The following is a 21,904-nucleotide window of genomic DNA, read 5'->3' as shown; positions in this document are numbered from 1 at the left end:
CACTTGGACAGGGATTTGGATACGCGCTCAGGCATGCCGGACGGGCACGCAAAGCAAAAGGCGCGTGGTCTCGTACGGATAATTAAATGCTATGGCCCAGAGGGGAAGGGGCGCGACCGTCTGCGGTGGGAATTCCTGGCTGTTCCGCCGGTGCCTGGTGCGGGAGCGGCGGTGCCGGTGTCCGCAGGGGGAAGTCCACCTCGACGACGAGGCCGCCCTGGGGCCGCGCGTGCGCGTTCAGGGTTGCTTCGTGGGCCGCCGCGATGGAGCGGACGATGGAGAGGCCGAGGCCGTGGTGTCCGTTGTCGGCCGTCCGGCCGAGGCGCTGGAACGGCTCGAAGAGGCGGCTCACTCCGGCGGGCGGGATCTGCGGGCCGGTGTTGGAGACGCGGACGAAGGCGCGCCCGTTCCTGACGCCGGTCACGACTGCCACCCAGCCGTCGGGCGTGTTGTAACCCATGGCGTTGTCCAGGAGGTTGGCGACGAGTCGCTCGACGAGCGCGTCGTCGCCCCAGATGAAGGCCGGTTCGATGTGCGGCTCCACGCGCAGCCCGCGCCGGTCGGCCTCCGGCCGGGACGCGAGGACGACGTCACCGGTGAGCTCCGCGAGGTCCAGCGGGTCCCTGCGGTCGAGGCCGCGCTCGCTGCTCGACAGGGTCAGCAGCGACTCCAGGAGGCGGGCCTGCTGTTCGCTGAGGGTCAGCAGCCGCTCGAAGTTGGCGCGGAAGGAGTCGACGGTCGCCTCGCGGTCGATCAGGGACTCCTCCAGCAGGGCGTGTTCGACGGTCAGGGGGGTGCGCAGTTCGTGCGCGGCGTTGGCGACGAAGCGTTTGTGGGAGTCCAGCGCGGCCTCCAGCCGGCCGAGGAGGCCGTCGACGGTGTCGGCCAGGTCCTTCAGCTCGTCGCCGGGCCCGTCGACGGCGAGGCGCTCGTGCACGTTGTGCGCGGAGATGCGCTGGACGGTGGTGGTGATGGTGCGCAGCGGCCGCAGTACGCGCCCCGCGACCAGCCAGCCGAGGCCTATGGCGAGCACCGCCATGAACGCCAGCGCGATGCCGGACTGGGTCAGCAGGTGCTGCATCTCGGCGGCGTGCTGGCGCATCGCCTGTTGCTGCTGTGCGTGGGCGAAGCTGTCGACGGCTCCCGGCACCTGGTCGCGGCGGTACATGTGGACGCCGGCGTCGCCGGGTGAGCCGGAGCCGCCGCGGCGGCTGACGAGCACGGTGTTGTCGGGGCGGTTGACCAGGAGGTAGGTGATCGTGAGCAGGACGGCGCCGGACACGACGAACAGCAGGCCGTACAGCAGGGTGAGCCGCATGCGGACCCGTCGGGGCATGAGGCGCGAGACGAGTCCGGCTCGGGACAGGGCCGCGCGGGCCGCACTTCGCAGACGCATCGGCATCTCGCTCCGCATCGTCAGGTCATCGTCGGATCCGGTACCCGCCGCGGGGCACGGTCTCGATCACCGGTGGTGAACCGAGCTTCGGCCGCAGCCTGTTGATGGTCGCCTTGACCGTCGTGGTGAACGGGTCGGTCGCCTCGTCCCACACCCGTTCGAGGAGTTCCTCTGCGGACACGACGCGGCCGTGGGCCGCCATCAGGTATTCGAGGACCGCGAACTCCTTGGGGGTGAGCGAGAGCCGCTGCCCGGCGCGGGTCGCGATCCGCTGGGCCGGGTCGAGCCGCAGATCGCCGTGGACGAGGACCGGTGGTACGGCCGGCTGGGCGCGGCGGGCCACCGCCCGGATGCGGGCGACCAGTTCGGCGTACGCGAAGGGCTTGGGGAGGTAGTCGTCGGCGCCGAGGCTGAGTCCTTCCACCCGGTCCGCGATCGTCCCGGACGCCGTGAGCATGAGGACTCTGGTGCGGGCGGGTTCCGCCATCAGGGCGCCGCACACCTCGTCGCCGTGCACGGTGGGCAGGTCGCGGTCGAGTACGACCACGTCGTAGTCGACGACGGAGGTGCGCTCCAGCGCGCCCTCTCCGTCGTAGACGACGTCGACCGCCATTCCTTCGCGGCGCAGCACTCTGGCCACGGAATCCGCGAGTTCGGCCTGGTCCTCTACCACCAGCACCCTCACAGCCCCACCCCCCGATGGATCATGGCTGACAGGATCTCCGAGCGGGGGTCACACACTGGTCACAGCCCGCCGCCACGGTTCAGCGTACCGGCGGGGCGCCGCGTGCGGGCCGGTGTGACGGAACGGCATCCGCGATGCGGGGTGCCGCATCGCGGATGCCGTGGGAGGGGCAGGGCTCATCTCATCCGTGGCCCGGGGTCATGCGCGGCCCGGGGTTCATCCGTGGCCGGGAGGCGGTGGGCCTCCGGGGCCGCCTGGTCCACCCGGCCCGCCGGGTCCACCGGGTCCGCCCGGGCCACCGGGGCCGGCCAGGAAGACTCCCGGGCCGCCGGGGAAGGCTCCGTGCGGGCCGCCCGGCATCGGTCCACCGGGGCCGCCGGGTCCGCCGGTCAGGACCGGGCCGGGGCCGTGCGGGCCGCCGACCGGCTCGGGCACGGGACCGTCGCCGTTCTTCGAGGGCTGGCGGGAGAACTGCGTGCGGTACAACTCCGCGTACATCCCGTCCAGTCGCATCAGTTCCTCGTGTGTGCCGCGTTCCTGGACGCGGCCCTTGTCGATGACGAGGATCTGGTCGGCGTCCCTGATGGTGGACAGGCGGTGCGCGATCACCAGGGAGGTGCGGCCCTTCAGCGCCGTCTTCAGGGCCCGTTGCAGTGCCGCCTCGGACTCCGAGTCGAGGTGGGCGGTGGCCTCGTCGAGTACGACGATAGGCGGGGCCTTGAGCAGCAGCCGCGCCATGGCCACGCGCTGTTTCTCACCGCCGGAGAAGCGGTAGCCGCGGTCGCCGACCACGGTGTCGAAGCCGTCGGGCAGCGACTCGATCAGGTCCCAGATCTGCGCGGCCTTGCACGCGTCGATCAGTTCCTGCTCGGTGGCGTCGGGCCGCGCGTAGGTGAGGTTGTCGCGGATCGTCGCGTGGAAGAGGTGCGCGTCCTGCGTGACCATGCCGACGGTGTCGTTCAGCGACTTCAGCGTCACGTCGCGGATGTCGTGGCCGCCGATGCGGATGACGCCCTCGACGGGGTCGTAGAGCCGCGGCACCAGGTGGGTGATGGTGGTCTTGCCCGCGCCCGACGGGCCGACCAGGGCGGTGAGTTTGCCCGCGGGCACGGTGAAGTTCAGGTCGCGCAGGGTCCAGGTGTTCTGGGCGCGCTCCTGCGAGGGCAGCGCGATGGACTCCAGCGAGGCGAGGGAGACGTCCGCGGCCTTCGGGTAGCGGAACGACACGTTCTCGAACGTGACCTCGGGTGCCCGGGAGCTCCCGTCGGCGGCGGCCGTGGCCGCGGCGGCCGGCAGCGGCACCGCGTCGGGCTTCTCGGAGATCAGCGGCTTGAGGTCGAGGATCTCGAAGAGCCGGTCGAAGCTGACGAGGGCGGTCAGTACGCTCGTCTGCGCGCTCGACAGCTGGTTGATGGGGCCCATCAGCCGGGTGAGCAGCGTGGCGAGGGCCACCAGTGTGCCGATCTGGAACGTGCCCTCGATGACGAGGGCGCCGCCGATGCCGTAGACGAGGGCGGTGGCGATGGCGCCGACGAGCGTCATCGTCAGGAAGAGCATCTTGCCGTAGACGGAGGTCAGGACGCCCAGGTCGCGTCCCTTGCGGGCCAGCCGGGAGAACATGCCCGTCTCGGTCGCGGGGCGGCCGTACAGCTTGCTCAGCAGGGCGCCGGTCACGTTGAAGCGCTCGTTCATGAACGAGCCGACCTCGGCGTTGACCTGCATGTGCTCCCGCATGATCCGCTGCAGCCTGCGGCCGACGACCCGGCCCGGCAGGATGAAGAGCGGGATCACCACGAGGGAGACGAGGGTGACCACCCAGGAGAGGTAGAACATCGCGCCGAGGACGAGGAGCAGGGTCAGCCCGGCGGACACCACCGTGGACAGCAGTGCCGTGACCGCCTGTTGGGCACCGACGACGTCGGTGTTGAGGCGGCTGACGAGGGACCCGGTCTGGGCGCGGGTGAAGAACGCCAGCGGCTGGCGCTGCACATGGTCGAAGATCTTGGTGCGCAGGTCGTAGATGAGCCCCTCGCTGACCCGGCCCGAGTACCAGGCCTCCGCGAAGCCGAAGCCGGTGCTCAGCAGGGCGAGGACGGCGACGATCACGGAGATCCACACGACCACCGAGGTGTCGCCCTCGACGATGCCGTCGTCGATGAGGTACTTGAAGAGAAGGGGCGTGGCCACCACGTTGCCCGCGTTGAGCACGGTGACGACCAGGAGAACGCCTATGTTGAAGCGATACGGTTTCGTATAGGGGAGGATTCGCTTGGCCGTGCCAGGCTTTATCTTCTGCTTGGTCACCGACTCGTCAGGACCCATCCCCCGCATCAGTACCGGCCCCGGGCCGCCGATCATGGCCACGAAAACCTCCTGTTTCCGTTGTCGTTTCGGTCGGGGAGCGCCTAGCCGGCGGCTTCGAACTTCTCCATCTCGTCGATGAGACTCTTGGGACGCATGTCCGTCCAGTTCTCCTCGATGTAGTCCAGGCAGGCCTTGCGGGTGTCTTCTCCGAAGACGGCCTTCCAGCCGGCCGGCACCTCGGCGAAGGCGGGCCAGAGCGAATGCTGGTTCTCGTCGTTCATGAGAACGAGGAAGGTGCCGTTTTCGTCGTCGAACGGGTTCGGCATAACCACTCCGATCAATTTCCGTCGGCTCAATTTCCGTCGGCAGGACGTGTTTCACGCTAGCGGGGTGATTCGGGGCCTACAAGGTTGTCCAGGCGGCCTGCGAAGAATTCGGTGATCGCCGAATTCACCGCCGCGGGCCGCTCCAGATATCCGTAGTGGCCGCAGCCCGGGATCTCCGTGTAGGAGCCGCCGGGAATGCTCCGCGCGACCTCGCGGGACAGGTGCGGGCGGATGACGAGGTCGTCCTGGAACCCGATGACCAGGCACGGCCTGTCGATACGGCGGTAGGCGGTCAGCCGGTCCGGGATGAGCTGGAGTCCGAGCTGGCCACGGGCGCCCGCCGCCGTGGTGTCCACGGCCGACATCTCGAAGACCGCGAGCCAGTCCCGCAGGCGTTCCTCGTCGTTGAGCGTGCGCGGCGAGAGGTTCTGCAAGGCCTGTACGTAGGCCGCGAAGCGGGGCGGGAGTTTGCCTCCGCCGTCGGCGAGCTCCACGTCGGCGGCCGTCATCGCGGCGGTGAGGGCGTCGGTGCGTCCGCTGGTCGCCATCAGGACGGCCCGGCTCACGAGGTCGGGCCGGGCCAGCAGCAGTTCCTGGACCACGATCGCGCCCAGTGAGTAGCCGACGACCCGGCACGCGCCGTCGCCCGCGCTCACGTGCTCGATGAGTCCGGCGACGTCCGCGACCATGTCGACGAGGGTGAACCCGTCGGGGCACGGGTCGCTCGGCGGGATCCCCCGGTTGTCGAGCGTGATCACCCGGTAGCCCGCGCCGGTGAGGGCGGGCACCTGGTGGGTCCGCCACATGCGGCCGGGGGCACCGGTGCCGGTGACCATGACGACCGGCTCTCCGGTGCCGTACTCGTCGTAACCGAGGCTGGTCCCGTTGATGCGGGCGATCGGCATCGCGGTGTCCCCTCAGCCGTGCGGTGTCGCACCGAAGCGGCCGACCTTGTCGATGACGTCCTGGCCGTAGATGCGGAGGGCCTGTTGGAGGGCGAACTCCGCCATGTACGCGCGGAAGGCGTCCGGCGGTTCCTCGGCGAGGTTGAGCATCCGCCGGTTGGCGAGCACCGCGGCGCCGTCGAGCCGGGCCAGGCTCGCCTCGACGGCGGCGTCCATGTCCTCCGGCTCCACGACCTCGTCGACGAGCAGCCGCGCGTCGGGCTCGGCGGCCCTGATCCTGCGGCCCTCCAGGATCACCTGCCGGGACAGGCGCGGCCCCACGTACCGGCTGAAGCGGAAGTTGGCGACGCCGGGGATGATCCCCTCCTTCGCGGCGGGCAGGCTGAGGTACGCGTCCGACGCGGCGAGCACGTGGTCGCAGACCAGCAGGAGCTGGGCGCCGCCCCCGATGGCGAAGCCGTCGACGGCCGCGACCCACGGCTTCTCCACGAGGGGCGAGTGCCACTGGCCGGGGTGGTCGGCGCGCACACCGCGCACGATCTTCTGCAGATAGCCGAGTTCGCGGCGCAGCAGGAACCCGACGAGCGGGATGTCGCCGGCGCTCAGGCTCTTGAGGTTGATGCCCGCGCTGAACACGCGCCGGCCACGGTAACGGGGGTGCGTCATCTCCCCGCCGCGCAGCAGCCCGACCCGGACCGCCGGGTCGAGCAGGGCGAGGTCGACGGCGGTCTCCATGTCGTCGACCTGGCGGACGTCCTCGGCGTTCAGGCAGTCGTCCCTGCACATGGTCAGCCGCGCCACACCGTCGGCACGCCGTTCGACGCGCACCGACTCCATCTCCACCACGCCGGTACGGGTGAACTCCTCGATGAGCCCCAGCGCGCGGGGAGTCGGCCGCAGCATGGCGTCGAGCAGGTGCGGGCCCGCGGACGGGGAGCGGAGCACGGCCCGCAGGAAGATGCCCTGGTCGATCTCATCCCCCTCCTTGGCGGCCTGCGTCCTGCTCCGCTCGGCCGCGAGGCGGGCTTCGCCGGGCACCAGGCCCGGGAAGACGACGGCCGCGGCGGCGAGGAGTTCCTCGATGCGCGGGGACTCGGTGCGGTCCGCGGTCAACCGGTCGTAGACGGCGTCCGCGTACGTGTCGAGAAAGGCGACCCGCAGTGCGCGCGCCGCGTCCTTGGCCGCGGCGACGTCGGCGCGCTGCTCGGCGGTACGGGCGGGGGGCTCCGGCAGACCGGCCACCAGTTCGTCGACGCGGGCCATGACGCCGGCCCCCGCGACGAGCTTCACCCAGGCGTCCCGCACGTCGGCGGAGCCGGGCGGGGACGGTGGCGCCGACTGCGCCTGTGCTGACGGCTGCCCCGGTCGGCCGGGCAGGGGCGGTTGGTTCGGGAGCGTGGTCGTCACGAGGCCTCCTCCGCCGCGCCGGCCCCCTGCCGCAAGGCGCGGTCGCAGGCCGCGAGGTGGGCGCCGAGTGCGTCCTCGAAGCCGGTGGTCGCCGCGTCGAACATCAACTGCCGGCGGATCGCGACCTCCTTGCCGGACAGCCCGCCGACCAGCTCGGCGACGTCCGCGAGCGCGGCCGCCGGGTCGTCCGTCAGCTCGTCGACGATGCCAAGCGCCAGTGCCTCGGCGGCTTCGATCGTCCGGCCGAACAGGACGGCCTTGCGGATCCTGGCGACCCCGGCGAGCCGGACCAGGCGGTAGCCGGCCATCCCGGGCCAGGTGGCCGCGGTGTCGCGCGGGAGGAGCAGCCGCGTGTCCGGGAAGGCCACGCGGACGTCGGCGGCCAGGAACGCTTCGAGCGCGGTCCCTCCGCAGTCGCCGCGCGCCACCGCGACCGTGGCCGCGGGCAGCCGCTCCAGGCGGCGCAGCGCGCGCTCCCACTTGGTGACCAGCATGACGTCGAGCCCGTCGGCCCAGCCGTCCCGCGGCGCCCCGGTGACGTGCAGGGCGACGACAGGGCGGCCCGCCCCGTCCTCGGTCCGGTCGCAGAGGGCGCCGACGTCCTTGACCGCCGTGGCCGACAGGGGTTCGGATCCGTCCAACTCCAGTGCGTACATGGTCCGTTCCGTCCTCACCATCGGATCAGCGCCGTCTCGATCGTGGAGCCCGGTCCCATGGTCATGAGCACTCCGTACTCGCCGGGCCGGGTGACCTCCTCGTCGAGGAGGCGTTCGTACGAGAACAGGAACGAGCCGCTGGACACGTTCCCGTGGTCGCGCAGCACACCGACGGTGTGGCGGACGTCGTGGCGGGTCAGTCCGAGGTTGACGACGACCGCGTCGATGACCTTCTTGCCGCCGGAGTGCACCAGCCAGTGCCGGATGTCGCTCCTGCGCAGCCCGGTGCCCGCCAGGAGCCGGTCGACGACCAGTTCGGCGTGCGCGCCCACCACGTAGGGGATCTGCGGGTCGAGGAAGAAGCTGAACCGGCCCTGGACGCGGTCCCAGTCGTAGCGCATGGCATCGACCGCTTCGGGGATGACGCAGCTCGCGAACTTCAGGACGGCCGGCGCCTCGGCGTCCACGTCCGGGTCCATGACTGTGCCGGTGCCCGGCCCCGTGAGCAGGGCGACGGCCGCCGCGCCGTCGCCGAACAGGCTGTTCACGACCGCCGTCCGCATCGTCGAGTCCACGGTGTACGCGGCCGAGCACGCCTCCACGCAGAGCACGACGGCGAGTTCTCCGGGGTGGGCCGCCGACCAGCCGGCCACCACGCCCAGGGCGTTGAGCCCCGCGTTGCAGCCCATGCCGACGATGTCGGTCCTGCTGCAATGGCGGTCGATGCCCAACTCACGTATGAGGAGGGCGCTGAGGCCGGGCGTGAGCAGCCCCGTGGAGGTCACGCAGCACAGGTGGCGCAGGTCCGCGAGGTCGGCGCCGGCCTTCTTCAGGCAGGCGCGCAGGGCCTCGCCGCCCATCTCCAGGGCGAGTGCCTTGTGTTTGTCGAGGAGGTCGCCCTGGGACTCGGGGGCGCGGACACCGTGGGTGTCCTCCGGAGGGAGGGCGAGGTTGCGCCGTTCGATCGCGCTGTTGAGGAACACCGAGCGCACTTTGGGGTCGGTGATCCCGAAGGCGTCGAGCACCTCCAGCTGCGAGTAGGACGCGGCGGTCACGGCCGTGCCCACGCCGACGATGCGGGGGTGAGCGAGGTCCGTGGTCGTCGATGCTGCTGTCCCCGTGGTCATGGTCATCGGAAGGTCCACCCCCACATACGTGGCTTGCTGCGCAGGTGCCGCATGGTCTCGGTGCCGGTCACTGTCCTGCCCTCCTTGTCAGGTCGTGGCTCGCGCTCAGGTCATGGCTCGCGCTCAGGTCGTGGCTCGCGCGCTCTCCGATTCGATGAACCGCACGAGCCTCGCCGTGCCCTCCCGGATCTGGGCGGGCGTCAGATAGCTGGTCGACAGGCGGATGCCGTCAAGGCCTCCGCCGCCGGGATGGAAGTACGTCATCGGCGTCCAGATGACGCCGAAGTCCTGTGCCGAGCGGATCAGCGCGGCGTTGTCCGCGCGGAAGGGCACCCGCAGGGTGAGGAAGAACCCGCCGGTGGGCTCGTTCCACCGCACGCCCAGGGCCTCCCGCCGGTCCGCGGGCAGGTGGGTGTCGAGCTCCCTGAGCGTGGCCCGCATCGCGTCGCCGTAATACGTGGCCGCCGCCGCGTTCAGCTCCGAGACCCGGCCGCCCGCCGCGAGGAGCGTGCCCGCCACGGCGGCCTGGCTGAGCGAAGAGGTGTTGACCGTCACCATGCTCTTGATCTTGGAGAGTTCGTCCGCGAGCAGGCCGGTGTGCCCGGAGTCGTCGACGACGGGCTGGTCGGCGACGACGAAGCCGACGCGGGCGCCGGGGAACACGGTCTTGGAGAAGGAGCCCAGGTGGACGACCGTGTGCGCGCGGTCCTGGGACTTCAGCGTCGGCAGCGGCGGGCCGGGGCTGACCAGGCGGTAGGGGCTGTCCTCCAGGATGAGGATGCCGTGCCGGGCGGCGAGGTCGAGGAGTTCGGCCCGCGTCCGCGGACTCATCGTGGTCCCCGACGGGTTGGAGTGGTCGGGGACGACGTAGAAGGCGCGGGGGCGGCGCCCGCGGGCCCGCTCGTTCCTGATCGCCGCTTCCAGGTCGGCGCAGGAGACGCCGTCCTCGTGTTCCTCGACGGGGGTCACGGCGATGTCCAGGAGGCGGGCCGCTCCGGTGATGCCCACGTAACAGGGGCTGGAGACCAGGAGCACGTCGTCCGGGCCGGTGATCAGGGCGCGCAGGACGAGGAGCATGGCCTCCTGCGCGCCGACGGTCACCACGATCGACTCGGCCGGGACGTCGATGTTCTCGTCGGCGCGCAGCGAGTCGGCGATGATCTCGCGGATCTGTCCCGCGGTGGGCCCGTACTGGTACATCGCGGTGCGCACCTGCTGCGGCGAGAACCCCTGCTCCTCGAGGTGGTCCAGGTACCGGCGGAGGTGGGTGAAGATCTGTTCGGTGTCGAAGAAGCCGTCGTGGGGGCGCCCCGGTGCGAAGGAGATCGCCTCCGGGTAGCGGGAGGTGATCTCGTTGAGGAAGGTCATCGTGTCCAGGACCGGGGCGGAGACGCTGGCGTGCAGCTCGGCCTTCCGCAGCGGCCGCGCGGCCGCGGGCGGTGCCGTGTCCGCGGCGGGCGGCCCGGTGCGGACCAGGCCGGGGCCGAGGTCCGCGACGGTGGCGGTGCCGGTGAACGTCATCGCGTCGCTCAGCTCCCGGACTAGGCCGTTCAGCGCCTCCGCCACCCCGGCGCGCCCGTCGGCCCGCAGCCCGTCGAGGACGGGACGCCCGGCGAACACCGCGTCGGCACCGGCCGCGAGCGACACGAGGATGTCCGCGCCGCGCCGGACCCCGCCGCTCAGGAGGACCGGGCAGCGGCCCGCCACGGTCTCCGCGATCGCGGGAAGCGCGTCGAGGGAGGCGACCACGATGCCGTCGGCGCCGCTGTCCACGGCGCGAAGCGCGTCGGATGCGGTGCGCACGCCCGCGACGAGGAGCGGCAGCGCGGTGGCAGCGCGCAGCTCGGCCACGTCGGTCCAGTCGGCGTGGGTGCCGAGCAGGGTGCGGACGTCGCTCGACGGTGCGTGCCGCGCGAGGTTGGCGGGGGCGGCGACCTTCCTGAGGCGGATGTCGTCGCGGCTGCCCAGCGCGAGGAGCACCGCTCCGAATCCGGCGTCCTCGGCGCGCGCGGCGAGCCGGTGGCCGGTGTCGCGGTCCCGGAAGGCGTAGGTGCGCAGCCACGGCGGGACGTCGGTGGCCGAGGAGAGTTCGCTGAAGGTGCGTTCGGCGAAGGCGCCGACCACGGCGGGGAGTTGGGCGGTTCCCGCGGCGCGGACCACGGCGAGCTCGCCGCCGGGGCGGGCCGGGGCGGAGAGCGGCCCCACGGCCAGGGGCGCCGCCCAGACGCGGCCGAGGATCTTCACGGTGGTGTCGGGGGGCCCGGGGTTGCCCGGTGGGCCCTGGCGCAGTCCCCTGCGGTCGAACGCCGCTCGGTTGGCGGCGGAGTGTTCGGAGCCGTCGGCCGTCAGTTCCGCCATGGATTTCCCCCAGGCGTCCGGAAGTTATCGGGAAAGTGTCATCCGTCGCTCAGAGTCACACGGTTCCCGACGGTCCACCACCGCGTCCAACCGGCCGATTCGCACACTTGGACAGGCGTGGACACGCTTCAACACGCCGGGCGGCGGTCACGCGGGGCGACGGCCCGGCCGGGTCGCCGCGACGGTCACGTCCCGTACGACGACGACATCCCATCCCCTGGCGCCGAGCACGGCCACGAGCCGGTCCGCGGTGCGCGGCGGGACGGTGAAGCCTACGGCGAACCCTCCGCCGTCCGCGTCACCTCCGGGCATGGTGTCCCTGCCGCCCGCTGCCTTCGAGCTCGCCGTCTCGACCCGGGCGTCGTCCGCCGCGATGCCGAGGTCCGCCACGGCGTCGAGGAGCCGCGCCAGTTCGCCGGGGCGGTCCGAGACGGCGACCCGTACGCGCGGGTCCTCGGGCGAGGCGCCGGGCCGGGCGTCCGGGATCTCCGCGAGGCCGGAGATGCCCCGGTCGAGCAGGTCCACCAGCGTCCGCATGCCGAGGTCCCGCTCCTGCCCGCCGCCGGGCGCGGCGAGCGCGTCCAGCGCCGGCACGAGGCGGGAGAGATCCATGTGCAGGTCCTTGAGAACGCCGGCGATCGCCGGGGCGTTGGCCTGGAGGATGTCGCCCCAGAGCCGTGAGTCGCCACCCGCGATCCGGGTGGCGTCGCGCAGTCCCTGCCCGGCGAGGCGGGGCAGGTCGGCCGGGCCCTCTCGCAGCCGTGCGGCCATCAGGCTGGCCATGAGGTGGGGCACGTGGGAGGTCACGGCCACGGCGGCGTCGTGTTCCTTGCTGCCCATCACGACCGGGACGGCACCGCACAGGGCGACCAGTTCCAGAGCCCGGTCGAGGGTGTCGTCCGTGGTCAGCGGGGACGGCGTCAGCACCCAGGTACGGCCACGGAACAGGTCGGCGCGGGCGGCGAGCGGACCCGAGCGCTCCCGCCCCGCCAAGGGGTGGCCGCCGACGTACCGGTCCGGGTCGGGGGCGTGGCTCAGCGCGGCGCGCTCCGGCTCGGCCTTCACTGACGCCACGTCGGTGTAGCTGTCGGCGAGGCGGCGTTCCTGTGCCTCGCCGAGCACGGCGCCCACCTGGCTGGGCGGCACGGCGAGCACGGCCAGGTCCACCCGTTCGGCGGGTGTCCTCGCGAGTCCGGCGCCGAGCGCTGCGGCCGTCCGGGCCGCCGCGGGGTCACGGTCGGCCAGGTACACCGTCACGCCCCGCCGGCTCACGGCCAGCGCGACGGAGGTGCCGATCAGGCCCGTACCGATGACGGCCATGGTGCGCATCACAAGTCATCACCCGTCCAAAAGGCCATCGACCATAAACCGAAAGCTGAAGGATAAAGGACCTCCTGTTTTATGCGCGGCCCCGCGAAGTCGCCGTCCTGGACGGCGGAGTTCGGCGTCCATATCGGCCGTAGCCAGATTCGCGACCGGGCTCGTACAGTCCCAGGAGCTCATTTCTCTCCGGATCTGGAGACACTCATGAGGGATTTATCAGAATCACCGGAATCAGCAGAATCAACGGATCCGCTCGCGGATCTCTCCATCGACTACGTGGAGATGTACGTCGAGGACCTGGACGCGGCGGTGGCCCACTGGACCGACCGGTACGCCTTCACCGTAGTCGGCACCAGCACCTCCGCGGAGCACCGCGGCGTCGCCGTGCGCCACGGGGAGATCACGCTCGTCCTGACCCAGGCGACGTCCGAGCTGCACCCCGCGTCCGCGTACGTGATGGCCCACGGCGACGGCGTCGCGGACATCGCGCTGCGCACCGCCGACCCGGAAGGGGCCTTCCACGCGGCGCTCGCGCGCGGCGCCCTGGCCCACCGGCACCCGACGCCGCGGACCGAGGCCGGGCCCGGCACCACCGCGGCGCTCCGCGGCTTCGGGGACCTGGTCCACACACTCGTCCGGCGCGCACCCGGGGAAGGTCCCGGACTGCCCGTCGGCCATGTCCCGGTGGCGGCGCCGGGCGGCGAACGGTCCGACGCGGTGGGCCTGTTGGAGCTCGACCACGTCGCCGTGTGCCTGCCGGCGGGTGACCTCGACGCGATGGTCGCCTACTACCGCGACGCCCTCGGCTTCCGGTTCGTCTTCGAGGAGCACATCGTCGTGGGCACGCAGGCCATGGAGTCGAAGGTCGTGCAGAGCCGTTCGGGGACCGTGACGCTGACCCTGATCGAGCCCGACACCTCGGCCGCCACCGGCCAGATCGACGAGTTCCTGAAGGGGCACCAGGGGGCGGGCGTCCAGCACCTGGCGTTCTCCTCGCGGGACGCGGTGCGTTCAGTGCGGGCCCTGTCCGAGCGCGGCGTCACGTTCCTGCGCACCCCGTCGTCGTACTACGACCTGCTCGGCCAACGCGTCGAGCTGGGCGAGAAGCGGCTGGCCGACCTGCGTGCGACGCACGTGCTCGCCGACGAGGACCACGACGGCCGGCTCTTCCAGATCTTCACGGCGTCGACCCACCCGCGGAAGACCCTGTTCTTCGAGGTCATCGAACGCCAGGGAGCGGCGACCTTCGGCAGCGCGAACATCAAGGCGCTCTACGAAGCGGTGGAGCTGGAGCGGACGAAGCAGCGTGGCTTCGACCAGCGCTGAGGCGGATCCCCCGACGTCGGCCACGACCCCGGACACGGGCCCGGCCGACGGGCTCCACTGTCTCGCCGACGCGGAACGCGCCGCCGAGGCGGTCCTGCCCGCCGCCGTCCGGGACTTCGTGGCCGGGGGCAGTGGCGCGGAGGTGACGCTCGACGCCAACCGTGCCGCCCTCGACCGGGTCTTCGTCGTGCCGCGCGTCCTGCGGGACGTGTCGCGGTGCACGACGGAGACCACCCTGCTCGGGCGCCCGGCCCGGCTGCCGCTCGCGGTCGCGCCGGTCGCCTACCAGCGGCTGCTGCACCCCGAGGGAGAGCTGGCCGCCGCCCGTGCCGCGAAGGCGGTGGGGGTGCCGTTCACCGCGAGCACCCTCAGCAGCGTCCCGGTGGAGCGGCTCACCGCGGTCGGCGGTGCCGTCTGGTTCCAGCTGTACTGGCTGCGGGAGCCGGGGCGCTCCCTCGACCTGGTCCGGCGGGCCGAGGACGCCGGCGCGGAGGCGATCGTGCTCACGGTCGACGTGCCGTGGATGGGGCGCAGGCCGCGCGACGTACGCAACCGGTTCGCGCTGCCCGACCACGTGCGCGCCGCCCACCTGACGGCAGGGCCCTCCGCGGCGCACCGGCCGCCTTCCGGCGCCGCCTCCGCGCTGGCCGCGCACACCCGGGCGGCGTTCTCGCCGGCGCTGACGTGGTCGTCGGTGGTGGCGCTGCGGGAGCAGACCCGGCTGCCGCTGGTGCTGAAGGGTGTCCTCGCGGCCGAGGACGCGGTGCGGGCCGCCGAGTGCGGGGTCGACGCCGTGGTGGTCTCGAACCACGGCGGCCGCCAGCTGGACGGCGCCGTGCCGAGCGTCGACGCGCTGCCGGACGTGGTGGCGGCGCTGGCCGGCCGGTGCGAGGTCCTGCTGGACAGCGGCATCCGCAGCGGTACGGACGTGCTCAGGGCGCTGGCTCTCGGCGCGTCCGGCGTCCTGGTGGGGCGCCCGGCGCTCTGGGGTCTGGCGGTCGCCGGTGAGGACGGGGTGCGGCGGGTACTCGAACTCCTGTCGGACGAGTTCCGGGACGCTCTGGGGCTCGCGGGATGCGCGGACGTGGCTGCGGCGCGCGCACTGCGGGCGGTACGCCGGGAGTGGTGAATACGTGGCGGGCGCGCTGTCCAATTCTTGAGGCGCCGCACGAAGGAACACGTAGGGACGCACGAAGGGGCGCACGAAGAACGCCCCGCACAATATTTCCGGACGTGTTCCCGACGCTTTTCAGAAGCCGCTCGCATCGACTGCCGGCGCCGCCGCACCACAATTGCGACCCCCTATTGCGACACCCCTCATCACCCCTACCGGGTCGCGCGGCGGCCCGCGGCCTAGAATCGTGGGGTTTGCCCCCGAGCCGCGTTCGGAGCCCCACCATGCACAGCCCCCACGATCCGTTCGTACGCGTCCGGGGTGCCCGGGAGCACAACCTCCGGGGCGTCGACGTGGACATCCCGCGCGACGTCCTCGCGGTCTTCACGGGCGTCTCCGGCTCGGGCAAGTCCTCGCTCGCGTTCGGCACGATCTACGCCGAGGCCCAGCGGCGCTACTTCGAATCCGTCGCGCCCTACGCCAGGCGGCTCATCCACCAGGTGGGCGCCCCGAAGGTCGGCGAGATCACCGGGCTGCCGCCCGCCGTCTCCCTCCAGCAGCGCCGCTCGGCGCCGACATCCCGCTCCTCCGTCGGCACGGTCACCACGCTCTCCAACTCCCTGCGGATGCTCTTCTCCCGCGCGGGCCGCTACCCGGAGGGCGCCGAACGGCTCGACTCGGACGCCTTCTCACCCAACACCACGGCCGGCGCGTGCCCCGAGTGCCACGGTCTGGGCCGCGTCCACCGGACCACCGAGGAACTGCTGGTCCCCGACCCCTCGCTGTCCATCCGCGAGGGCGCCATCGCCGCCTGGCCCGGCGCCTGGCAGGGCAAGAACCTGCGGGACGTCCTCGACGCCCTCGGCCACGACGTGGACCGCCCGTGGCGCGAGCTGCCGCAGGAGGACCGCGACTGGATCCTGTTCACGGACGAGCAGCCGGTCGTGACGGTGCACCCGGTGCGGGAGGCCGGCCGCATCCACCGCCCCTACCAGGGCACCTACATGAGCGCCCGCCGCTATGTGCTGAAGACCTTCGCGGACTCCAAGAGCCAGCCGCTGCGCGCCAGGGCCGAGCGGTTCCTGGCGAGTGCGCCGTGCCCGGCGTGCGGCGGGAGCAGGCTGCGGCCGGAGGCGATGGCGGTGACGTTCGCAGGCCGTACGATCGCCGAGCTCGCCGCGCTGCCGCTCTCCGAGCTCGCCGACGTCCTCGCGGGCGCGGCCGACTCCTCGGAGACGGCGCGCGTCCTGACCGACGACCTGCTGGCCCGCATCGCGACCGTCACCGAGCTCGGACTCGGCTACCTCAGCCCGGACCGCGCCACGCCCACCCTGTCGGCGGGCGAACTGCAGCGCCTGCGCCTGGCGACCCAGCTGCGCTCGGGGCTCTTCGGTGTGGTGTACGTCCTGGACGAGCCGTCGGCGGGCCTCCATCCGGCGGACACGGAAGCCCTGTTGACGGTCCTCGACCGGCTCAAGGAGGCCGGCAACTCCGTCTTCGTCGTCGAGCACCACCTCGATGTCATGCGGCACGCGGACTGGCTCGTCGACGTCGGCCCGCAGGCGGGCGAGCACGGCGGGCGGGTCCTGCACAGCGGCCCGGTGGCGGAGCTCGCGGGCGTCCGGGAGTCGGCGACGGCCCGCTTCCTCTTCGACGAGTCACCCGCCCCCGTACGCGAAGTCCGCGCCCCGCAGGGCTGGTTGAAGGTCGGCCCGGTCACCCGGCACAACCTGCGCGAGGTGACGGCGGAGATCCCGCTGGGCGCCTTCACAGCGGTCACCGGCGTGTCGGGCTCGGGCAAGTCCACGCTCGTCGGCGAGATCACCGAGGAGCTGCCGGGCGTCGGCAGGCTGGTCCGCGTCGACCAGAAGCCGATCGGACGCACACCCCGCTCCAACCTCGCCACCTACACCGGCCTCTTCGACGTCGTCCGCAAGGTCTTCGCGGCCACGGACACGGCGAAGGAGCGCGGTTACGGCGTGGGCCGGTTCTCCTTCAACGTGGCGGGCGGGCGGTGCGAGACCTGCCAGGGCGAGGGGTTCGTCAGCGTCGAGCTGCTCTTCCTGCCGAGCACGTACGCGCCGTGCCCCGACTGCGCGGGCGCCCGGTACAACCCCGAGACGCTCGACGTGACGTACCGGGGCAGGAACATCGCGGAGGTCCTCGACCTGACCGTGGAGTCCGCCGCGGACTTCTTCGCCGACACCCCGCCCGTCGTACGCAGCCTGCGCACACTCCTCGACGTCGGCCTCGGCTATCTGCGGCTCGGCCAGCCGGCCACGGAGCTGTCGGGCGGCGAGGCCCAACGCATCAAGCTGGCGGGCGAGTTGCAGCGCGTCCGGCGGGGCCACACGCTCTACCTCCTGGACGAGCCGACGACGGGCCTGCACCCGGCCGACGCCGAACTCCTCACCCACCGCCTGCACGAGCTGGTCGACGCGGGCAACTCCGTGGTCGTCGTCGAGCACGACATGGCGATGGTGGCGGTCGCGGACCATGTGATCGACCTGGGCCCGGGCGGCGGCGACCGGGGCGGCCGGATCGTCGCGACGGGCACCCCGGCGGAGGTCTCCCGCGCGGAGAACAGCCGGACCGCGCCCTACCTGGCCCGCGCACTGGGCGGGTCGGGCGGCTGACCGGCAGCACGGCACCGGAAGCGCAAACCCGGCCCGTCACCCGTTCCGATACGCGTCGCGCAGCCGAGACTTCGCCAGTTTGCCGGTCGGGGTGCGCGGCAGGGACGCGGTGAAGTCGACGGTGCGAGGAGCCTTGTAGTGCGCGAGGCGGTCCCGGGCGAAGGCGATGAGTTCGCGCTCCAGTCCGGGGCCGGGCTCGATGCCCGGCTCGACCTGGACGACCGCCTTGACCGCCTCGCCCATCTCCGGGTCGGGAACCCCGACGACCGCGACATCGGCGACGGCCGGGTGCAGCACGAGGACGTCCTCGGCCTCCTGCGGGTAGACGTTCACACCACCCGAGATGATCATGAAGGCCTTGCGGTCGGTGAGGAAGAGGTAGCCGTCGTCGTCGACGTGCCCGACGTCGCCGGTGGTCGTCCAGTTCGGGCGCTCGGGGTGCTGCGCCTCGCGGGTGCGGGTCTCGTCCTTGTGGTAGCGGAAGGACGGTTCGTCGCGCTCGAAGTAGACCGTTCCGGTCTCGCCGGGCGGCAGGACGCGCCCCTCCTCGTCACAGATCCGCAGGGTCCCGAGGAACCCGTCGCGGCCGACCGACCCCGGCTTGCGCAGCCACTCCTGCGGGGAGATGAAGGTGATGCCGTTGCCCTCCGTCGACGAGTAGTACTCGTACAGGACGGGCCCCCACCACTCCATCATCCGCCGCTTGACCTCGACGGGGCAGGGCGCGGCGGCGTGGATGGCGACCTTCATCGACGACAGGTCGTATCGCTCACGCACGGCCTCGGGCAGCTTCAGCATGCGGACGAACATGGTCGGCACCCACTGACTGTGCGTCACCCGGTGCCGCTGCACGGCCGCGAGGGCCGCCTCGGCGTCGAAGGACTCCATCAGGACGACGGTGCCGCCGAGCGCGATCACCACACCGCAGAAGCGCAGGGGCGCCGCGTGGTAGATCGGCGCGGGACAGAGGTAGACGGTGTCCTCACCGAAGCCGTACATCGCCTGGAAGACCACGGTGTACGTCGTGGGCCCGTCCCGCACGTCCCCTTCTGGGAGGACCGGCTCGATGCCCTTCGGCCGTCCTGTGGTGCCGGAGGAGTAGAGCATGTCGGTGCCGAGCGGCTGCCGGTCGGGCGGCACGGCGGAGGCGGCGTCCAGCGCCTTCTCGTACGACCCGTCGTCGAGCCCGAGCACGAGTGGCGGCCCGCCCGCCAACTCCCTTACCTGGTCGCCCAGTTCGGCGAGCGACCCGGCGACGATCAGCGCGCCCGCCCCGCAGTCGCGCACGATGTAGGCGGCCTCCTCCGCCGTCAAGTGGTGGTTGACGGCGGTGAGATAGAGCCCGGACCGCATGGCAGCCCAGTAGACCTCCATGGCGCGCGGGTCGTTGTCGCAGAGCAGGGCGAGGTGGTCGCCCCGACGCAGACCCGCGGCCCGCAGATGGTCCGCGAGCCGCAGGGAGCGTTCTTCGAGCTGTCCGTAGGTGAGGGCCCGTGTGCCGTCGGCGCTGACGACGGCCGTCCTCGCGGGGTCGTACGCTCCCGGATGCATAGGGCGCAAGGTACGCGCCCCTCAGGGGCGCGGGGAACCGCGCGACCGGCCACATCGGACCCACACATCCCACGCCCCACGGCCGGAGCTACCGGCTCACCTTCCGGGTGGCCCGCAGCCACTCCTTGTTCATCGCGGCGATGGACGGCAGCGGAATGCCCTTCGGGCAGGCGGTCGCGCACTCGCCGGTCAGCGTGCAGCCGCCGAACCCCTCCGCGTCCATCTGCGCGACCATGTCCAGGACCCGGGTCTCCCGCTCGGGTGCGCCCTGCGGCAGCACGTTGAGGTGGTTGACCTTGGCCGAGGTGAAGAGCATGGCCGACCCGTTGGGGCAGGCCGCCACGCAGGCCCCGCAGCCGATGCACTCGGCGTGTTCGAAGGCGAAGTCGGCGTCCGGCTTCGGCACCGGGGCGGCGTGCGCCTCGGGCGCGGAGCCGGTGTTGGCGCTGATGTAGCCGCCGGACTGGATGATGCGGTCGAAGGCGGAGCGGTCCACCACCAGGTCCTTGACGACCGGGAAGGCGGCGGCGCGCCACGGCTCGATGTCGATCGTGTCGCCGTCCTCGAAGGACCGCATGTGGAGCTGGCAGGTGGTGGTGCGCTCGGGCCCGTGCGCGTCGCCGTTGATGACGAGCGAGCAGGCGCCGCAGATGCCCTCGCGGCAGTCGTGGTCGAAGGCGACGGGGTCCTCGCCCTTGACGATGAGCTCTTCGTTGAGGGTGTCGAGCATCTCTAGGAAGGACATGTCGGAGGAGATGCCGTCCACTTCGTAGGTGGACATCGCGCCGTCGGCGTCGGCGTTCTTCTGGCGCCAGACGCGCAGGGTGAGCTTCATGCGTAGCTCCGCTGAGTGGGGTGGACGTACTCGAAGACGAGGTCTTCTTTATGAAGGACGGGGGCCTCGCCGGTGGCGGTGAACTCCCAGGCTGCGGCGTAGGAGAACTCCTCGTCGCGGCGGGCGGCCTCGCCGTCGGGCGTCTGGGACTCCTCGCGGAAGTGGCCGCCGCAGGACTCGGCGCGGTGCAGGGCGTCGAGGCACATCAGCTCGGCGAGTTCGAGGTAGTCGACGATGCGGTTGGCCTTCTCCAGGGACTGGTTGAACTCCTCGCCGGTGCCGGGCACCTTGATGCGGCGCCAGAACTCCTCGCGGATCTGCGGGATGCGCTCCAGGGCCTTGCGCAGCCCCGCCTCCGTGCGGGCCATGCCGCAGAACTCCCACATGACCTCGCCCAGTTCGCGGTGGAAGGAGTCGGGGGTACGGTCGCCGTCGACGGACAGGAGGAGGTTCAGCCGGTCCTCGGTCTCGGCGATGGCCTCCTGGACGACGGGGTGCTCGTCGCTCACCTCGTCCTTGTGCGGGTTGCGTGCGAGGTAGTCGTTGATGGTGGCCGGCAGGACGAAGTAGCCGTCGGCGAGGCCCTGCATGAGGGCGCTCGCGCCGAGCCGGTTGGCGCCGTGGTCGGAGAAGTTGGCCTCGCCGACCGCGAAGAGGCCGGGGACGGTGGTCTGGAGGTCGTAGTCGACCCAGAGGCCGCCCATCGTGTAGTGCACGGCGGGATAGATCCGCATCGGCACCTCGTACGGGTTCTCCGCGGTGATCCGCTCGTACATGTCGAAGAGGTTGCCGTACTTCTCCTCGACCTTCTTCTTGCCCATGCGCCGGATGGCGTCGGCGAAGTCGAGGTAGACGCCCTGCCCGCCGGGGCCCACTCCCCTGCCCTCGTCGCAGACGTTCTTCGCGGCGCGGGACGCGATGTCGCGGGGCACGAGGTTGCCGAAGGAGGGGTAGATGCGCTCCAGGTAGTAGTCGCGCTCGTCCTCGGGGATCTCGTTCGGCGGCCGCTGGTCGCCGCGCGCCTTCGGTACCCAGATGCGGCCGTCGTTGCGCAGCGACTCGCTCATCAGCGTGAGCTTGGACTGGTGGTCGCCGGTGCGCGGGATGCAGGTGGGGTGGATCTGGGTGAAGCAGGGGTTGGCGAAATAGGCGCCGCGCCGGTGGGCCCGCCAGACGGCGGTGGCGTTGGAGTTCATGGCGTTCGTCGACAGATAGAAGACGTTGCCGTAGCCGCCGGAGGCGAGGACGACGGCGTCCGCGAAATACGTGTCGATCTTGCCGGTGATCAGGTCGCGGGCGACGATGCCGCGCGCCCGCCCGTCGACGACGATGACGTCGAGCATCTCCGTACGCGGATGCATCTCCACGTTCCCCGCGGCGATCTGCCGGCTGAGCGCCTGGTAGGCGCCGAGGAGCAGCTGCTGCCCTGTCTGGCCGCGCGCGTAGAAGGTGCGGGACACCTGGACGCCGCCGAAGGAGCGGGTGTCGAGGAGCCCGCCGTACTCGCGGGCGAAGGGGACGCCCTGTGCGACGCACTGGTCGATGATCTCGACGGAGATCTGTGCGAGGCGGTGCACGTTGGACTCGCGGGCGCGGAAGTCGCCGCCCTTGACGGTGTCGTAGAAGAGGCGGTGGATGGAGTCGCCGTCGTTGCGGTAGTTCTTCGCGGCGTTGATGCCGCCCTGTGCGGCGATGGAGTGGGCGCGGCGCGGGGAGTCCTGGTAGCAGAACTGGACGACGTGGTAGCCCTGTTCGGCGAGGGTGGCGCCGGCGGAGCCGCCGGCCAGGCCGGTGCCGACGACGATCACGGTCTGCTTGCGGCGGTTGGCCGGGTTGACCAGCTTCGCCTCGAAGCGGCGGGTGTCCCAGCGCTCTGCGATCGGCCCGGTGGGGGCCTTGGTGTCGACGAGCGGCTCTCCCGTCGTGTACGCGGAGTACTCACTGGAGTAGTTCAT

The 21,904-nt window shown here is 71.7% G+C and carries 16 protein-coding genes; 3 read left to right on the top strand and 13 right to left on the bottom strand.

The genetic code is table 11. The annotated features are described in order from the left end of the window. Positions 1-82: 82 nt before the first annotated feature. The 10 genes from ACZ56E_RS02640 to ACZ56E_RS02595 all read right to left on the bottom strand — a co-directional run bounded on the left by ACZ56E_RS02640 (position 83) and on the right by ACZ56E_RS02595 (position 12,484). Positions 83-1,396: a sensor histidine kinase gene (locus ACZ56E_RS02640; RefSeq protein ID WP_471210155.1), complete on the bottom strand. Its 1,314-nt coding sequence runs from the start codon at positions 1,394-1,396 to the stop codon at positions 83-85. 25 nt (positions 1,397-1,421) lie between these two features. After that, positions 1,422-2,081: a response regulator transcription factor gene (locus tag ACZ56E_RS02635; protein ID WP_471210152.1), complete on the bottom strand. Its 660-nt coding sequence runs from the start codon at positions 2,079-2,081 to the stop codon at positions 1,422-1,424. A 216-nt stretch (positions 2,082-2,297) separates the two neighbouring features. Beyond that, positions 2,298-4,439 carry an ABC transporter ATP-binding protein gene (locus ACZ56E_RS02630; protein ID WP_471211504.1) on the bottom strand — a complete coding sequence of 714 codons (2,142 nt, stop codon included), beginning with the start codon at positions 4,437-4,439 and terminating at the stop codon, positions 2,298-2,300. A 47-nt stretch (positions 4,440-4,486) separates the two neighbouring features. Continuing rightward, positions 4,487-4,711 carry an MbtH family protein gene (locus ACZ56E_RS02625; RefSeq protein WP_471210149.1) on the bottom strand — a complete coding sequence of 75 codons (225 nt, stop codon included), beginning with the start codon at positions 4,709-4,711 and terminating at the stop codon, positions 4,487-4,489. 56 nt (positions 4,712-4,767) lie between these two features. Further along, on the bottom strand, positions 4,768-5,616 hold the full coding sequence (locus tag ACZ56E_RS02620; RefSeq protein ID WP_471210146.1) for an alpha/beta fold hydrolase: 849 nt from the start codon (positions 5,614-5,616) through the stop codon (positions 4,768-4,770). A 12-nt stretch (positions 5,617-5,628) separates the two neighbouring features. Next, positions 5,629-7,023 carry a (3,5-dihydroxyphenyl)acetyl-CoA 1,2-dioxygenase DpgC gene (dpgC, locus tag ACZ56E_RS02615; RefSeq protein WP_471210143.1) on the bottom strand — a complete coding sequence of 465 codons (1,395 nt, stop codon included), beginning with the start codon at positions 7,021-7,023 and terminating at the stop codon, positions 5,629-5,631. Continuing rightward, a complete protein-coding gene (gene dpgB / locus ACZ56E_RS02610) occupies positions 7,020-7,679 on the bottom strand; it encodes an enoyl-CoA-hydratase DpgB (RefSeq protein WP_471210140.1) in 660 nt (219 codons plus the stop codon). The genes dpgC and dpgB overlap by 4 nt, the downstream gene beginning before the upstream one ends. Before the next feature lie 14 nt (positions 7,680-7,693). Next, positions 7,694-8,812: a 3,5-dihydroxyphenylacetyl-CoA synthase DpgA gene (gene dpgA, locus ACZ56E_RS02605; RefSeq protein ID WP_471210137.1), complete on the bottom strand. Its 1,119-nt coding sequence runs from the start codon at positions 8,810-8,812 to the stop codon at positions 7,694-7,696. Positions 8,813-8,929: 117 nt separating this feature from the next. Further along, positions 8,930-11,164, bottom strand: coding sequence for an aminotransferase class I/II-fold pyridoxal phosphate-dependent enzyme (locus ACZ56E_RS02600; protein WP_471210135.1), 2,235 nt, complete (start codon positions 11,162-11,164; stop codon positions 8,930-8,932). A gap of 147 nt (positions 11,165-11,311) precedes the next feature. Then, positions 11,312-12,484 (bottom strand): prephenate dehydrogenase, encoded by a 1,173-nt coding sequence (locus ACZ56E_RS02595; protein ID WP_471210132.1) that lies wholly within the window; start codon positions 12,482-12,484, stop codon positions 11,312-11,314. Between the two features lie 207 nt (positions 12,485-12,691). Between ACZ56E_RS02595 and hppD the strand changes: the two genes are divergently transcribed. The 3 genes from hppD (at position 12,692) to ACZ56E_RS02580 (ending at position 17,563) form a co-directional block, all read left to right on the top strand. After that, positions 12,692-13,813: a 4-hydroxyphenylpyruvate dioxygenase gene (gene hppD / locus ACZ56E_RS02590; RefSeq protein WP_471210129.1), complete on the top strand. Its 1,122-nt coding sequence runs from the start codon at positions 12,692-12,694 to the stop codon at positions 13,811-13,813. Next, complete coding sequence (locus ACZ56E_RS02585; protein ID WP_471210126.1) at positions 13,794-14,942, top strand: alpha-hydroxy acid oxidase; 1,149 nt, start codon at positions 13,794-13,796, stop codon at positions 14,940-14,942. The genes hppD and ACZ56E_RS02585 overlap by 20 nt, the downstream gene beginning before the upstream one ends. Before the next feature lie 269 nt (positions 14,943-15,211). Beyond that, a complete protein-coding gene (locus ACZ56E_RS02580; RefSeq protein WP_471210123.1) occupies positions 15,212-17,563 on the top strand; it encodes an ATP-binding cassette domain-containing protein in 2,352 nt (783 codons plus the stop codon). 36 nt (positions 17,564-17,599) lie between these two features. Here ACZ56E_RS02580 and ACZ56E_RS02575 read toward each other — a convergent pair whose 3' ends face one another. The 3 genes from ACZ56E_RS02575 to ACZ56E_RS02565 form a co-directional block, all read right to left on the bottom strand. Continuing rightward, positions 17,600-19,114 carry an acyl-CoA synthetase gene (locus ACZ56E_RS02575; protein ID WP_471210121.1) on the bottom strand — a complete coding sequence of 505 codons (1,515 nt, stop codon included), beginning with the start codon at positions 19,112-19,114 and terminating at the stop codon, positions 17,600-17,602. An 88-nt stretch (positions 19,115-19,202) separates the two neighbouring features. Then, positions 19,203-19,949, bottom strand: a complete 747-nt coding sequence (locus ACZ56E_RS02570) for a succinate dehydrogenase/fumarate reductase iron-sulfur subunit (RefSeq protein WP_362989312.1) — start codon at positions 19,947-19,949, stop codon at positions 19,203-19,205. Continuing rightward, a complete protein-coding gene (locus ACZ56E_RS02565; protein ID WP_471210117.1) occupies positions 19,946-21,904 on the bottom strand; it encodes a fumarate reductase/succinate dehydrogenase flavoprotein subunit in 1,959 nt (652 codons plus the stop codon). Before ACZ56E_RS02565 ends, ACZ56E_RS02570 begins: the two co-directional genes overlap by 4 nt.

Source organism: Streptomyces sp. NPDC039480 (genome assembly GCF_055597165.1).
The sequence above is the reverse complement of the archived record's forward strand: the minus strand, read 5'-3'. Positions and strand labels throughout refer to the sequence as shown.